This is a genomic window from Vibrio sp. L3-7 (assembly GCF_963898195.1).
Taxonomy (GTDB): domain Bacteria; phylum Pseudomonadota; class Gammaproteobacteria; order Enterobacterales; family Vibrionaceae; genus Vibrio; species Vibrio echinoideorum.
In genome coordinates this window covers 140,304-154,763 of record NZ_CAWQUW010000002.1, presented here as the reverse complement: position 1 = coordinate 154,763, position 14,460 = coordinate 140,304, and the positions used below count along the sequence as shown (strand labels likewise).

Below are 14,460 nucleotides of genomic sequence, written 5' to 3'. Positions count from 1 at the left end.
TCTCCATTGCCATTTTTGTCATTCAATTTGTATTGATGAGCGGCATCATAGAGGCCAAACTGTGGGCGGTAGAATAGCAAATTTAACGTTAAATTAAAATCTTATCATTTTGACCAACATAGCAAGTTAAGACGAAAGTCCTACGATTTTTGCCTATTTAGTCGGAAAAAGAGCTATCCCACGCATGTTTATTTGTAAGATGTTCCGATAATTAAGTAAACCGAGTCGTAGTTATCTTCGGTTCTACCATAAGCCAAAATAATTGGTCCTACAGGGGAGTCGACTCCGGCAAAGACCGAGCCAGCGGTGAACATTGGCGCTTCGTCAATGCTCAGATCATTGTTCGACCATACACCACCATGCTCAATGGACGCACCCACGTAGAATGGCGACTTAAAGAGGCCAAAGTCATTTTCAAACCACTTATAACGATAGATCAAACTCGTATAGGCTAAGTTCTGGCCTATCATGCTGTTTCTTGGGATACCGGACAAGTTAAGGAAACCACCGAGCTCTTTAGGGTCGATTGGAAAGATAGAGTTCTTACTTTCAACAATACCGTAATCCAACTTTGCGACTAAAGTATGCTTCTCAATACTTTGTGCCGCCATAAAATTAGCTGAAAACTCATAGACAGTATCGCTTTCTGTCGTCAACGCCGTATCAGAGATCGTTGTATCTGAATCAAATTCATCATGGGTAATCAGGTATTCCAGGTCAACAAAGTAACCTTCCGTCGGCAAGCTAAAGTTATCGAGGGTATCTAATCGATAACTCATAAAAGCACCGGTACGTTTATAAGAACCACCGCCAAGTGACGGCAAAGATGCAACTTCAATATCACCATCCGTATATCGAAGACCTACTTTCAACTCTTGCCATAGCGTTGGTTGATAACCCAAAGCTAACTCGCTAATAAACTCTTTATACGTCATCGGCAAATAATCTTGAGTTACTTCAAGACCCGGCTCTTCGATATCGTCAATATTGGCAGGCAGGTTTCGTTTTTGATTGCTATAGACCAGTGATGCCGAAGTAAATAGCTTATGACTTGAGAAAAAAGGAGAAAACAGCTCTGCCTCGATGAGCTTATCTGTGCCCATTTCTACATTCGTTCTTAGCTCCGCACCATGTGAATTAATATCAGTAAAGTTCGCAGACATCCCTATTGAATACTGGCTCTCGGTAGCAAAATCATCTTCAAGATAAAATCGAAAGTTAAGGTAATTAGGGCCCCATGATTTTTCATTCACATCAACCTGCAGTTGATCTTCACCATCGACATTTTCAAACTCATAAGTAATCAATTCAAAACGATCTAATGCATAAAGATCTTTAACCTGAGATTCAATTTCACTGGTTTTAAGGATCTTTCCGGAGTCGAGGTGCAAACGATTTTCAATCAATTTATCGGAATAGTGGCTGTTATTGTTGATAACTACCTTATCGACGACGGTTTGATCACCGTGTTTTAATTGTTTTCGAGCTTGTTGTTTATGCTCGATATACTTCTGATAATCCGCGTTAGAGAGTGATAGCTTAGAAAGCTCAGAGCTGTACTCGCGCGCTGCATCATAACCCGCTTGATAGGCACCCGGCATTTTATCAAATTCCGTGGTGTCCATTTGCCCAACATCAGGGCGTAAGAACACATCGTCGTCTGTTAATGTCTCAGCTTGCTCTTGAGTACTACGACGAACTAGGTAGTTGGAGAGTTGGTCAGCCGCAGATAGGAAGGTCGTGAAGTCTTCTTTGTCTTTGTAGTTCGAACTGATATCGACCGCAATAACGATATCGGCTCCCATTGCTCTGGCAACATCAACCGGCATGTTGTTGGTTACACCACCATCGACCAGCATTCGTCCATCGACTTCATAAGGCGGCAAAGCACCTGGCACAGACATACTTGCCATCATCGCATCAACTAGATGGCCATGGTCGATAACGACTTCTTCGAGTTTGATAATGTCGGTGGCAACCGAACGGTAAGGAATTGCAAGTTGATCAAAGGAATCAAATGGAGATAAGTTACCTGTAGTTTCACGTAGAATACGCAACATATTCTGACCTTGAACCACACCTTTCCTTGCTTTGATTTCTCCCCAACCTAAACCAAGGTCGGTATTCAGTTGATAGCGGTCTTCATATTCTTTGTCACGCACACGACGATCACTACGGTTAACACGGTCACGGTAGCCGCGATTCCAATCAACCGTATAAATAAAGCTCTCAATCTCGTCTGCGCTCATACCTGTCGCATAAAGCCCACCAACATAGGAGCCCATACTAGTACCAGTAATGTAATCGACCGGGATTTGCATCTCTTCTAGGGCTTTAAGCACGCCAATATGAGCAGCACCTTTTGCTCCGCCACCGGCAAGAACAACGGCAACCGTTAGTCTTTTATGAGCTTGTTCAGCCTGTTGAGATTGATCAACTTTTGTCACGGTAGATGCAAACAGCTGGAAACTGATCACCGTACCGACAATACCTAAGCCGCTCACTAACCAACGAGAAATCATTATTTAACTATCCTTGTCATTCTTTTCTATTATGACTTTACCACTGAAAAAGCTTTTTTAGCCACTGTTTTGGTTGACTTTCACAACCCTTTTTAATATTTCCACTCTCATCCCACACCGGCAATTTAACGGCGCCATCGCAGTCTAATTCTAAAGCGCCTTCCGACGTTCGAGTAAAGCGGGCTGTCGCGATTCCGGTCGGCCAAGGCAATAGTAGTTGCTCTGGCGTTCTCTGTTTCAAGTAATCAGCATAAACACGTAATGCACCACTAGAGCCTGTCAATTTGGTCGGTTTATTGTCATCACGTCCTAACCAAATTGTGGTTACTTCACGTCCATCCACACCAACAAACCAACTGTCTCGGCTATCGTTACTGGTTCCCGTTTTACCGGCTAATCCAGCCCATGCAAACTGACCTTGTAAGAAACGACCAGTACCTTCCGACACACCACGCTTCATCGCGTAGGTCGTTAGCCAAGCGGCTTGCTGATCAACGCTTTGTGACACGCGAGGAATCGACTGATACAAAACCTCACCTTCATTATCAACCACAGAACGAAGCGCAGACAAAGGCGCAATACGGCCAGAATTGGTAATCGTCTGATACATCTGTGCTACCTGAAACGGTGTTAGTGAAAATGAACCCAAAAACATCGATGGCACCGGACGAATCTCGTTTTTATCTACGCCCAATTTTCCGATCGTTTCTGAAACACTATCAATGCCTAACTGCATCCCTAAGCGAACGGTTGGCACGTTATAAGACTTAGAAAGCGCCACATATAATGGTACTTCGCCACGGAACTTACGGTCGAAGTTCCTAGGGCTCCATACACTGCCTTTACTGCCTTTTAAACTCAGTGGCGTATCCATCAAGGTTGTCGCCAATGTGTACTTCTGTGGTTGTTCTAATGCTGTCAGGTAGATTGCAGGCTTAACTAATGAACCAATAGGACGACTTGCATTTAAAGCGCGATTAAAGCCATCGTAACCGGTACGTTTACCGCCTACCATAGCTCGGATTTCACCGGTATTTCGATCAACTGCAATCGCAGCTGCTTCAAGCTTATTACCCGCCGTTTTCGACAAGTCAGGCACTTTACGCGCTATCGATTTCTCTAGCTTGTCTTGGGAGACCGGATCGAGAGAAGTAAAGACTCTGATACCTTTTTGAGCCTCAAATCGATCGCCAACATATTTCTTAAGTTCAATATTAACTTGTTGGAAGTAAGCTGGCTGACGGCTGGCAATACGAGGGTTGTCTTGAATGTCCAAATCGCGACTTGCCGCTTCTTCATACTGTTTAGATGTCAGTATGTCTTGTTGCATCAACAGACGCAGAACCAAATCACGTCGTGTTTTTGCGCGCTCAGGGTAACGAACTGGGTTGTAATACGAAGGTCCTTTCACCATACCGACAAGCAGTGCTAGTTGGTCGATTCGGAGTTCTTGAATGGGTTGTCCGAAGTACAAGCGAGATGCTAAACCAAAACCATGAATCGCTTGTCCACCATTTTGCCCAAGATAAACCTCGTTTAAGTAGGCTTCTAAGATGCGATCTTTGCTGTAACGATGATCCAAGATAAGTGCAATATAGGCTTCGCGAACCTTACGCCACAGTGTGCGCTCACTGGATAAGAACAGGTTTTTTGCCAACTGTTGAGTCAGCGTACTGCCACCTTGCACCGTTCTCCCTGCTTTAACGTTAACCACCATCGCACGTGCTATCGCGAGCGGTGATACGCCATCATGTTGATAGAAGTTTCGGTCTTCGGTGGCCAATAATGCATCGACCATCACTTCAGGGAACTGGTTACGTTTTAAGAACAAACGCTGCTCATCATTACTTTTTTCAAGCATTCCAAGCATTTTCGGTTCAACACGCAGGTAACCCATGTCGCCTGTTTTCTCTAGCGACTGAATACGAGTTAATTCGTTGCCATTGAAATGCAGCATCACATGGCGATCCGCTTCTGGCCCATCAACAAACTCGAACGGTCGACGAATCATTTCAATCTTGGTTGAGGATGAAGAGTACTCTCCTGGGTGACGAGGAGAATTCACCTTCCGGTAGTTAAGTACATCCAGCTCATTCTTCACTTGTATCAAGTTAACTTGAGTACCCGGAGATAGATCCAACACACGAGCATACACAATGGTTGGCAGGTCAAACAACTGGCCTTCAAAGCGTTGCTTGACCACAGAATCAAGATAAATACCGACGAACAACAGCAATGCAGCAAGTGCCAAGCCTGCTTTCCAAGAAATGCCCCACAGGATCTTCAACCAACCTCTCTTGCCAGACGGCTTAGCTTTAGGTTTAGTCTTTTTCGCTGCTGCTCTTGGCTTTCTAGGTTTGGCTTTGGTCGCTGGTGACTTCTTTGCTGGCGCTTTTTTAGGTGGTGCCTTTTTTGGCGTTAACATTTTGGTCATCATCGATTCAACTGTCGTTTGGTTTTAGTGGTTGCTACATGATTAGCAGGGTCATCTGGCCAAGGATGTTTTGGGTAACGGCCTTTCATTTCTTTTTGTACTTCTTTGTACGCGCCAGCCCAAAAGCCAGCTAAATCCTGAGTAATTTGCAGTGGTCGTTGTGCTGGAGAAAGTAACTCAAGCACCACCTTTTTACGCCCTTGAGCTATCAATGGTGAGTCTTGTTCACCAAAGACTTCCTGCATTCGAACTGAGATCACAGGCTCAGATTGATACTGGTAGCGAATCGCCTTTTTACTGCCTGTTGGCATCAGGTGGTTCGTTGGCAACCATTGGTCGATTTCTTGATTCAAAGGCCATCCAAGGTACGCCGACAAAGCTTGCTCAGTCGACACATTCGATAGCCCTTTAGCTGATTTAATGCCATTCAAATACGGCGAAAGCCACTCATCAATATGTTCAATTAAGCTCGCATCATCCATCGCTGGCCAATCATGTTCAGGCATCCAAAGCTCGGCACAGCGTACACGCTCCACAAGCTGCCTAGCCGAAGGTGTCCAATGTAAGCGATCCAGTCCGCATCGAGCGATATAATTGAGTAGCGCTTTGCTCGCCTGATTAGCATCTGGCTCTGGTAAAGCTTTGGTGCTGATAATCAACTTACCCAAAGACACTCGCTGCTCTGCCACTAAGCGGCCACGTTTCTCATCCCAATCGGCGTAATCTGAACGCACAAACAGTTTTGGGAATTCAGCTTCTAGCTGCGAAATATCAACGGCAGTGGCTAAGAAAATCTGGCTGGCTCGCCCTGTGTTACGCATCAAATCAATCACTACGATATAGTCATTGTTCGCCAATGGGTCATCATCACGAACCTCAGCACCGTGGCCGTTAGCAAGAAGAAAAGCATTACCAGTTACACTTCTTGATTGAGCTATACGATCTGGAAATGCAAAACAAAGCACTAATGGTAGCAATGATTCGTCAAGTTGTGACAAATCTAAGTGATGTTTGAGTTTGCTGGCGAGACTTTTCGCTCGCTGCATCACAACGCTATTTTTTGAGTGTTTTCTTTGCTTCAGTCGGTGCAAAGAATGCTGAATATTCGTCACATTGCGTTCTGGCTCTTCAAGTAAAGCGGCAGCAACAATCGCGACATTCAATAGTTCTTGGCTGCTTTGCTGCGCTTTAACCAACATACTGGCGATGCGAGGTTCAAGCCCTAAGCGTTGAGCCTGTTTTCCTAATGCCGTAAATTGACCATTACCGTCTAACAGTTCCAGGTTTTGTAAGAGTTGCTTGGCTTGTTCTGTTGAGGCTTTCGGTGGGATGTCTAACCATTGTAATTCATCAGCACTTGCGGCTCCCCATTGCGTCAATTCAGACACCAACGAAGACAAATCAGAATGAAGAATCTCAGGTTCTGGCACAGCAGGTTGCTGCATCAGCTGTGTTTCGCTGTACAAACGTACACACAGCCCCTCTTCAATTCGTCCCGCTCGCCCTGCTCTTTGTTCAGCAGAAGACTGCGAGATTTTCACTTGTTCAAGCTTAGTAATACCCGTTTTCAAATCAAACTTTGCAACTCGTTCTAACCCTGAATCGACGACTAATCGAATGCCTTCAATCGTCAAAGAGGTTTCGGCAATGTTAGTGGCCAACACCACTTTTCGACGCCCTGGTTCCGATGGCGCGATCGCTTTTTGTTGTTGAGGAAAGCTGAGTTGCCCATACAGAGGGCACACATCGATATCGCTGGCGAGTTGTTCTAGTTGAGATTCGACCTGTTTAATCGCCGAGACACCCGGCAAGAAAGCCAAAAGTGAGCCGGACTGTTTCTCCATCAGAGAGCGAATCACGTTGGCCATCTTAGGGGCCAAGTAATCATTTGAGTTAAGAGGTTGATAGCGAAAATCAACAGGAAAGGTGCGTCCTTGAGATTCAACGTATTTGGCGTTGGGTAACAATGATTGCAAAGCTTGTTGATCTAACGTCGCCGACATCACCACCACTTTTAGATCATCACGCAGTGCTTCTTGGATCTCGAGACTAAAGGCCAGCGCGGTATCTGCATGGATACTGCGCTCATGAAACTCATCAAAGATCACCATATCAACCCCAGTCAATTCAGGGTCGGTTTGGATCATTCTCGTCATGATTCCTTCGGTAACGATTTCCAAGCGCGTCGAGCTGCTGGTTTTAGATTCACCACGAACTCTAAAACCAATGCTTTCCCCCACCTTCTCTCCCAATTGGCTCGCTAAGTAAGTCGCAATATTCCTTGCGGCTAAACGCCTTGGTTCAAGCATGATAATTTTGCCTTGAACGGCATTGGTCTTAACAAGCAGTAAGGGAAAGAATGTTGACTTACCTGCACCGGGAGCGGCCTTTAGAATAAGTTGAGTGTGTGTTTTTATACCAGCGAGCAGATCTGGTATCACAGCTTCAATGGGCAGTTGTGGCAATGGGAGAACCTTGTGGTGTAATGTTGGCAACATTGTACATAAAAACCTACCTGTCTAAATAAGTAATATGCACTTCAATCCTCCATTAGAGCCAGCGACTCTTATCAAACGCTATAAACGTTTTCTCACTGACATCAAACTTCCAGACGACAGCGAGCGTACTATTCACTGTGCTAACACCGGAGCGATGACGGGATGCGCTACCCCAGGCAACACGGTGTGGTACTCAACATCAGATAACGCAAAAAGAAAATACCCAAACAGCTGGGAGATCTCAGAAACAGACAAAGGTCACCGTATTTGTGTAAATACTGCGCGAGCAAACCAGCTTGCAGTGGAAGCAATTGAAAATGGGACTATAGTTGAACTCTTAGGATACAACGCGTTACGGACTGAAGTTAAGTATGGCAGTGAGAATAGTCGAATTGATATTCTGCTTGAAGATAACGAAAAGCCGCCTTGTTATATTGAAGTAAAAAGCGTCACTTTGCTCGACGAGCAACAAACGTCAACTAAACAAGAAACGTCTACGAAGGGACAAGGTTTTTTCCCTGATGCAGTGACAACCAGAGGCCAAAAACATCTGCGTGAACTCACAGAAATGGTCGAATCTGGAAATAGAGCCGTACTTTTATTCACTGTTTTGCATTCAGGCATTGAAAAAGTGTCCGCGGCACACCATATAGACGCCAAATATTCGTTATTACTAAAACAAGCACAAGACGCTGGAGTTGAAGTGCTTTGCTATAAAGCAGAGCTCAGCAGTACTCAAATACAACTAAAACAAGCCGTTGAATTTATCAATAGCTAAGCAAAGATGCTGAACTAATCACATTGATTGCAAGTTTGTATAAGAGTATTTGCCACCATTCGTTCTTTCTGCTATAGATACCCGCCTTAAAATTAGCTGCTTTGCAGTTGACTAGGTGTAAATAGGAGATGCTGTATGCCAGAATCTAAGAAAAAAGCGCTAGGCATCCTAGCCATCGCAGGTGTTGAACCGTACCAAGCAAAGCCAGGTGAAGAGTACATGTCACCTGAGCAAACGGAACATTTTACAAAAATTTTAGCAGCTTGGCGCAACCAGCTCAGGGAAGAAGTTGATCGTACTGTGCACCATATGCAGGACGAAGCAGCGAATTTCCCAGACCCAGTTGACCGTGCTTCTCAAGAAGAAGAATTCAGCCTAGAGTTACGTAACCGTGACCGTGAGCGTCGTCTTATCAAGAAAATTGAGAAGACACTAGACAAGATCGAAGAAGACGATTTCGGCTTCTGTGACTCTTGCGGTGTCGAGATTGGCATTCGTCGTCTTGAAGCTCGTCCAACTGCTGATCTTTGTATTGACTGTAAAACACTTGCAGAGATCAAAGAGAAACAGATGCAAGGTTAATTCTTGCGGATGTAAAGAAAGGGAGCTTTGGCTCCCTTTTTTGTTTGCTATCTAAGCGAAAGATTTCACGCTACTGATAACAAATAAACGATAGCTAAACGTATCACCCAATAGTTAAACGTCTTAAGAATCGGCTACTGCGGTACCCTCTAGATTAGGTTGTTCACTCATGAATTATATCGGGCGCTTTGCACCATCACCGTCAGGTCCTCTTCATTTTGGTTCACTTGTTGCTGCTCTTGGTAGCTACTTTCAAGCGAAATCTAACCAAGGACAATGGTTCGTTCGTATGGAGGATCTAGATCCTCCAAGAGAAATGGCCGGAGCTGCAGACCTTATTCTTAAGACGCTTGAGGCTTACCACCTATTTTGGGATGGCGCAGTCGTTTATCAAAGCCAGCGTCATGAATTTTATCAGGCGCAAATCGACCAATGGGTCGCGGACAGCCAGGCTTATTACTGCCAATGCACCCGCAAACAGATAAAGTCCTTAGGAGGATTTTATACTGGCCGTTGTCGACATGCCGGTTTGATTGATTCAGGCGAACAAGCCGTGCGCTTGTGCATGGACTTTCCAGTCGAGTCTTTTGACGATGTTCGTCACGGCAAGATTGAAATCCCTAAAGCGTTGGCTGAAGAAGATTTCATTATTAAACGCAGAGATGGATTGTTTGCCTATAACTTGGCCGTGGTTCTTGATGACGTCGAACAAGGCATAACTGAGGTAGTGAGAGGCGCAGACTTAATAGAACCAACAGGTCGACAAATTAGTTTGTATAAAACACTCAAACAAAAAACCGTGAGTTACTTGCACTTACCATTGGCAACCGATGACTTGGGGAATAAACTGTCAAAACAGAACCATGCCACCGCGATAGACCTCGACAATCCAAAACCAACGTTAATCAACGCCATGCGATTCTTGGGTTTTGATATACCGGAAGCCCTAAATGAGGCCTCAATGGATGATGTTTTATCGTGGGGCAGTCAACAATGGAACGTCAGTCAATTACCTGATAGTTTACAAAAAGAGCACTGTAATTAGCTCGAAATGAACGGCAAATAGTAAAAACGACACATAAAAATGCCATAACCAACAGCAGCGGTTAAGCAGACGATGTTCTCAAATGGCTCGCGCTAAGTTATTATTAGCCGCAATTACACCCTGCACTACCACTTTGGACTAAGAGAAAAACAGAGTTGGCGATACCTACTTTGTTCTAAACTAATGAATACAAACGACAATACCCCAAGCGAACAACGCGGATTCCACGAATTAGCACTGAATATTTATACTCGTCAAGAGCACAGTATTTCACGCAAGCAGATCAGTGATAACGCACTAAAAGTGTTATATCGCTTAAATGGTGCGGGTTTTGACGCGTTTTTAGTCGGTGGTGGTGTACGCGATATCTTATTAGGCTCTCAGCCAAAAGATTTTGATATAGCGACCAACGCAACGCCAGAACAAATCAAGCACCTCTTCAGAAACTGCCGCCTCATCGGCCGCCGTTTCCGCTTGGCGCATATCATGTTTGGTCGTGACATCATTGAAGTAGCCACTTTCCGTGGTCACCATCAAGAGCCATCAAAAAACGAGTCTGCGCAATCTAAAGAAGGCATGCTGTTACGCGATAATGTGTACGGCAGTGTTGATGAAGATGCAGAGCGTCGTGATTTCACGATCAATGCGATGTACTACAACATTGCAGACTACAGCATTCACGATTACGCGGGTGGTGTTGAAGATTTAGAAGATAAACTGATCCGCTTAATTGGCGATCCAGAAACTCGCTACCGCGAAGACCCTGTACGTATGTTACGTGCGATGCGCTTTGCCGCTAAACTGGATTTCGATATTGAAGAAGACACAGCTGATCCTATCGAAGAGCTTGCGCACCTGCTAAAAGATATCCCAGCAGCGCGCCTTTACGAAGAATCTCTGAAATTACTTCAATCAGGTCATGGTTTAGAAACCTACCACCTGATGCGTGAATACAACCTGTTCCAACAGATGTTCCCATCTATCGCTGAGCACTTCACTGAAAGTTACGATTCTCATACCGAACAGATGCTTGATTTGGTCCTCGACTCAACCGATCTTCGTATTGAAGAGGGTAAGCGAGTAAATCCAGCATTTATGTTTGCAGCAATTCTTTGGTACCCAATGAATAAGCTCGCAGACAAACTTGTTGATGAACAAGGTATGGCTCATTACGATGCGATCATGGAAGCGAGCAACATCATCCTTGATCAACAAGTAAAATCGATTGCGATTCCTCGTCGTCACACTGCAACCATTCGTGAAATTTGGCAACTGCAACTGAGACTGCCTCGCCGTAACGGTAAACGTGCCGTTCGCCTGATGGAACTCAACAAGTTCCGTGCTGGCTACGATTTCCTAGAAATGCGTGGCGAGATAGAGGGTGGCGAAACCAAAGAGCTAGCAAAATGGTGGGAGCGTTATCAAACCGCAGGTCGCAACATGCGTCAAGCGATGGCTAACGACGTTGCTGCACCATCAAAATCAGGTCATCGTCGCCGTAAGACTTACCGAAATAAAAAAAGTAAGCCATCCGAATGATAACGGCTTATATTGCGGTCGGCAGCAACCTTGCCGACCCTGTTAGCCAAGCGAATTTGGCTATCGAAACGCTAAAAAGCCTACCGCGATCAACGTTTATTGCGACCTCTCAGCTATATAGTAGCACTCCAATGGGACCGCAAAACCAACCTGACTACATCAACGCGGTAGTCGCAATCCAAACCGAATTAACGCCAATTGAACTACTTGATTGCACTCAAACAATCGAATTAGAGCAAGGGCGCGTCCGTAAAGACGAACGTTGGGGACCAAGAACCTTGGATCTCGACATTGTGTTGTACGGCAATGAGGTGATCGATTCAGAGCGCTTAACCGTTCCTCATTACGGAATGAAAGAACGAGAGTTTGTACTCTACCCGCTTGCTGAAATCGCACCAAGTTTACAACTCCCTGATGGGACTGAGCTGTCGGACTTACTCAAGTTAGTTGATAAGAACGGGCTCAATGTTTGGCAACAATAGCCAAACGCATTAAGGAAAACCAATGAAAAAAGTAACCATTAACGACCTTATCAAATGTAAACGAGAAGGCCGTAAATTCGCGACTTCGACAGCTTATGATGCGAGCTTTGCTCAATTATTCGAAAGCCAAGAAATGCCAGTACTGCTTGTCGGTGACTCACTTGGTATGGTTCTACAAGGCCATAACGACACACTGCCAGTAACCGTTGAAGAGATTGCTTACCATACGCGCTCAGTGCGTGCGGGTAGCCCAAACTGTCTTCTTATGGCTGACATGCCTTTCATGAGCTATGCAACGCCAGAGCAAGCCTGTGAGAGCGCAGCAACCTTGATGCGTGCTGGTGCGAACATGGTAAAAATCGAAGGCGGAAGCTGGTTGGTTGATACTGTGAAGATGCTAACAGAACGCGCAGTACCAGTATGTGCACACTTAGGCTTAACGCCTCAATCTGTGAACATTTTTGGTGGTTACAAAGTACAAGGTCGTGACGACGAGCAAGCCGACAAAATGGTTGCTGACGCTCTAGCACTGCAAAACGCAGGTGCTCAAATCGTTCTCCTTGAATGTGTGCCGGCTTCATTGGCAAAAAGAATTACAGAAGCTTGTGACGTACCGGTTATCGGTATCGGCGCAGGTAATGTTACCGATGGTCAGATCTTGGTTATGCATGACATGTTCGGTATTTCTGCGAACTACATGCCGAAATTCTCTAAGAATTTCCTAGCAGAAACAGGTGATATGCGTAAAGCCGTCGCTCTATACAAAGAAGAAGTAGAGAGCGCACGTTTCCCTGATGATGCTCATACAATCGCTTAGGAGTAACTATGCAAACTTTTGCTGAAATAGCGGCTCTTCGTGAGCAGATTAAACAGTTTAAGCGTGATGGACGTACGGTTGCTTTTGTCCCAACAATGGGAAACCTGCATGAAGGTCACCTGACTCTGGTCAAAAAAGCTCGTGAACTGGCTGATATTGTTGTGGTAAGCATCTTTGTTAACCCAATGCAGTTCGAGCGTGCCGATGACCTAAACAACTACCCTCGAACGTTAGAAGCTGACCTAAACAAACTCACAGGTGAAGGCGTTGAGCTAGTGTTTACACCGACGCCAGAAGTCATGTACCCAGATGGGTTAGACAAACAGACGTTTGTTGAAGTCCCTGGTATATCTCACATGCTTGAAGGCGCGTCTCGTCCGGGTCACTTCCGCGGCGTATCAACGATTGTCACTAAGCTGTTTAATATCGTTCAGCCAAACTTTGCATGCTTCGGTGAGAAAGACTTCCAGCAACTTGCTGTTATTCGCCAGATGACAACAGATTTAGCGTTAGACATTGAAGTTATCGGCGTAGCGACCGTTCGTGAAATGGATGGCTTGGCAATGAGCTCTCGCAATAGCAATTTGACAATTGATGAGCGTCAACGAGCACCTGTTCTAGCGCGTACTATGCGTTGGGTCAGCAGCGCAATTCGTGGCGGTCGTGATGACTACGCATCTGTTATTGAAGATGCGACAGACCAGCTTCGTGCAGCCGATCTTCAACCCGATGAAATCTTCATTTGCGATGCTAAAACGTTGCAAGCTATCACTTCAGAATCCACGCAAGCCGTGATTCTGATGTCAGCTTTCCTAGGTAAGACGCGTCTTATCGACAACCAAGTTCTCGATTTGGTAACGGAAACTAAAGAAGAAGTGAAAGAAGAAACGGCGGAGTAATCAGCCTCTAGCTTGAACGCAAGACATAAAAAAGGTCGATGTAATATCGACCTTTTTCTTTGTCTGTCATTCAGAGCTTAATCCGCTATTTATTAACTACGCAAGCCGATACCTTTTGTCACCAAGTAGTGTGCAATGCCATACAGCAAGACGATAAACACACCCAGTACACCAAACGACGTGGCAATACCGACATCAGACACGCCTAAGAAGCCATATCTGAACGCGTTTACCATATAAACGATAGGGTTCAACTTCGATACACTCTGCCAAACTTCAGGCAGCAGACTGATTGAGTAAAACACACCACCAAGATACGTCAACGGCGTTAAAATAAAGGTCGGGATAATAGAGATATCATCAAACGTACGTGCAAATACCGCGTTAATTAGACCACCCAATGAGAACACAACTGAAGTCAGGAACACAGTGGCAATAATCACACCCCAGTGATCAACTTGTAGATCGACAAAAAACAGTGATACAAACGTTACGATCGTACCGACCAACAAGCCACGCACCACACCACCCATTACGAAACCAGCGATAATCACATAGTTAGGAACTGGCGCTACAAGTAGCTCTTCAATATTCTTTTGGAACTTGGCACTAAAGAACGATGAGGCCACGTTGGAATAAGAGTTGGTGATAACCGACATCATAATCAGGCCTGGAACAATATATTCCATGTAGCTAAAGCCGTTCATTTCACCAATACGAGCACCAATAAGATTGCCGAAGATAATGAAGTAAAGCGTCATGGTAATCGCTGGCGGGACAAGCGTTTGCACCCAGATACGAGTAAAGCGATTGATCTCTTTGGTCAACAAGCTACAGAAAGCGGTCCAATATAGGCTGTACATA

The 14,460-nt window shown here is 45.1% G+C and carries 11 protein-coding genes; 7 read left to right on the top strand and 4 right to left on the bottom strand.

Annotated elements, in window-relative coordinates; translation table 11 throughout:
- Window positions 1-188: 188 nt before the first annotated feature.
- The 3 genes from AACW75_RS03065 to hrpB are packed head-to-tail and all read right to left on the bottom strand — an operon-like array spanning window position 189 to window position 7,454.
- Entirely contained in the window at window positions 189-2,522 is a 2,334-nt protein-coding gene (locus AACW75_RS03065) for a patatin-like phospholipase family protein (RefSeq protein ID WP_237297596.1), read from the bottom strand.
- A 37-nt stretch (window positions 2,523-2,559) separates the two neighbouring features.
- Window positions 2,560-4,959 carry a penicillin-binding protein 1B gene (gene mrcB, locus AACW75_RS03060; RefSeq protein ID WP_237297595.1) on the bottom strand — a complete coding sequence of 800 codons (2,400 nt, stop codon included), beginning with the start codon at window positions 4,957-4,959 and terminating at the stop codon, window positions 2,560-2,562.
- Complete coding sequence (gene hrpB, locus AACW75_RS03055) at window positions 4,956-7,454, bottom strand: ATP-dependent helicase HrpB (RefSeq protein WP_145570480.1); 2,499 nt, start codon at window positions 7,452-7,454, stop codon at window positions 4,956-4,958. Before hrpB ends, mrcB begins: the two co-directional genes overlap by 4 nt.
- A gap of 34 nt (window positions 7,455-7,488) precedes the next feature.
- Here hrpB and sfsA point away from each other — a divergent pair, with 34 nt between their 5' ends.
- The 7 genes from sfsA to panC all read left to right on the top strand — a co-directional run bounded on the left by sfsA (window position 7,489) and on the right by panC (window position 13,596).
- Window positions 7,489-8,232, top strand: coding sequence for a DNA/RNA nuclease SfsA (gene sfsA / locus AACW75_RS03050; protein WP_145570478.1), 744 nt, complete (start codon window positions 7,489-7,491; stop codon window positions 8,230-8,232).
- Between the two features lie 135 nt (window positions 8,233-8,367).
- On the top strand, window positions 8,368-8,814 hold the full coding sequence (gene dksA / locus AACW75_RS03045; protein ID WP_017073117.1) for an RNA polymerase-binding protein DksA: 447 nt from the start codon (window positions 8,368-8,370) through the stop codon (window positions 8,812-8,814).
- A gap of 169 nt (window positions 8,815-8,983) precedes the next feature.
- Complete coding sequence (gluQRS, locus tag AACW75_RS03040; protein WP_145570475.1) at window positions 8,984-9,859, top strand: tRNA glutamyl-Q(34) synthetase GluQRS; 876 nt, start codon at window positions 8,984-8,986, stop codon at window positions 9,857-9,859.
- Between the two features lie 183 nt (window positions 9,860-10,042).
- The gene (gene pcnB / locus AACW75_RS03035) at window positions 10,043-11,398 is read left to right on the top strand and encodes a polynucleotide adenylyltransferase PcnB (RefSeq protein WP_017073118.1); all 1,356 of its coding nucleotides are present in this window, start codon (window positions 10,043-10,045) and stop codon (window positions 11,396-11,398) included.
- Window positions 11,395-11,880: a 2-amino-4-hydroxy-6-hydroxymethyldihydropteridine diphosphokinase gene (gene folK, locus AACW75_RS03030; protein WP_017073119.1), complete on the top strand. Its 486-nt coding sequence runs from the start codon at window positions 11,395-11,397 to the stop codon at window positions 11,878-11,880. The genes pcnB and folK overlap by 4 nt, the downstream gene beginning before the upstream one ends.
- Before the next feature lie 22 nt (window positions 11,881-11,902).
- Complete coding sequence (gene panB, locus AACW75_RS03025) at window positions 11,903-12,697, top strand: 3-methyl-2-oxobutanoate hydroxymethyltransferase (protein WP_145564000.1); 795 nt, start codon at window positions 11,903-11,905, stop codon at window positions 12,695-12,697.
- A gap of 8 nt (window positions 12,698-12,705) precedes the next feature.
- Window positions 12,706-13,596 (top strand): pantoate--beta-alanine ligase, encoded by an 891-nt coding sequence (gene panC, locus AACW75_RS03020; protein WP_102552091.1) that lies wholly within the window; start codon window positions 12,706-12,708, stop codon window positions 13,594-13,596.
- A gap of 92 nt (window positions 13,597-13,688) precedes the next feature.
- On the opposite strand, the gene AACW75_RS03015 is transcribed toward panC, so the two are convergent.
- A complete protein-coding gene (locus AACW75_RS03015; protein WP_029224787.1) occupies window positions 13,689-14,459 on the bottom strand; it encodes an ABC transporter permease in 771 nt (256 codons plus the stop codon).
- Between the last annotated feature and the right edge of the window lies 1 nt (window position 14,460).

What these genes read in the sequence shown, in the direction of transcription:
- hrpB (WP_145570480.1), bottom strand. Translation starts at nt 7,454, where the DNA reads ATGTTGCCAACATTACACCACAAGGTTCTCCCATTGCCACAACTGCCC.
- gluQRS (WP_145570475.1), top strand. Translation starts at nt 8,984, where the DNA reads ATGAATTATATCGGGCGCTTTGCACCATCACCGTCAGGTCCTCTTCAT.
- sfsA (WP_145570478.1), top strand. Translation starts at nt 7,489, where the DNA reads ATGCACTTCAATCCTCCATTAGAGCCAGCGACTCTTATCAAACGCTAT.
- panC (WP_102552091.1), top strand. Translation starts at nt 12,706, where the DNA reads ATGCAAACTTTTGCTGAAATAGCGGCTCTTCGTGAGCAGATTAAACAG.
- folK (WP_017073119.1), top strand. Translation starts at nt 11,395, where the DNA reads ATGATAACGGCTTATATTGCGGTCGGCAGCAACCTTGCCGACCCTGTT.
- AACW75_RS03065 (WP_237297596.1), bottom strand. Translation starts at nt 2,522, where the DNA reads ATGATTTCTCGTTGGTTAGTGAGCGGCTTAGGTATTGTCGGTACGGTG.
- AACW75_RS03015 (WP_029224787.1), bottom strand. Translation starts at nt 14,459, where the DNA reads ATGTACAGCCTATATTGGACCGCTTTCTGTAGCTTGTTGACCAAAGAG.
- mrcB (WP_237297595.1), bottom strand. Translation starts at nt 4,959, where the DNA reads ATGATGACCAAAATGTTAACGCCAAAAAAGGCACCACCTAAAAAAGCG.
- pcnB (WP_017073118.1), top strand. Translation starts at nt 10,043, where the DNA reads ATGAATACAAACGACAATACCCCAAGCGAACAACGCGGATTCCACGAA.
- panB (WP_145564000.1), top strand. Translation starts at nt 11,903, where the DNA reads ATGAAAAAAGTAACCATTAACGACCTTATCAAATGTAAACGAGAAGGC.
- dksA (WP_017073117.1), top strand. Translation starts at nt 8,368, where the DNA reads ATGCCAGAATCTAAGAAAAAAGCGCTAGGCATCCTAGCCATCGCAGGT.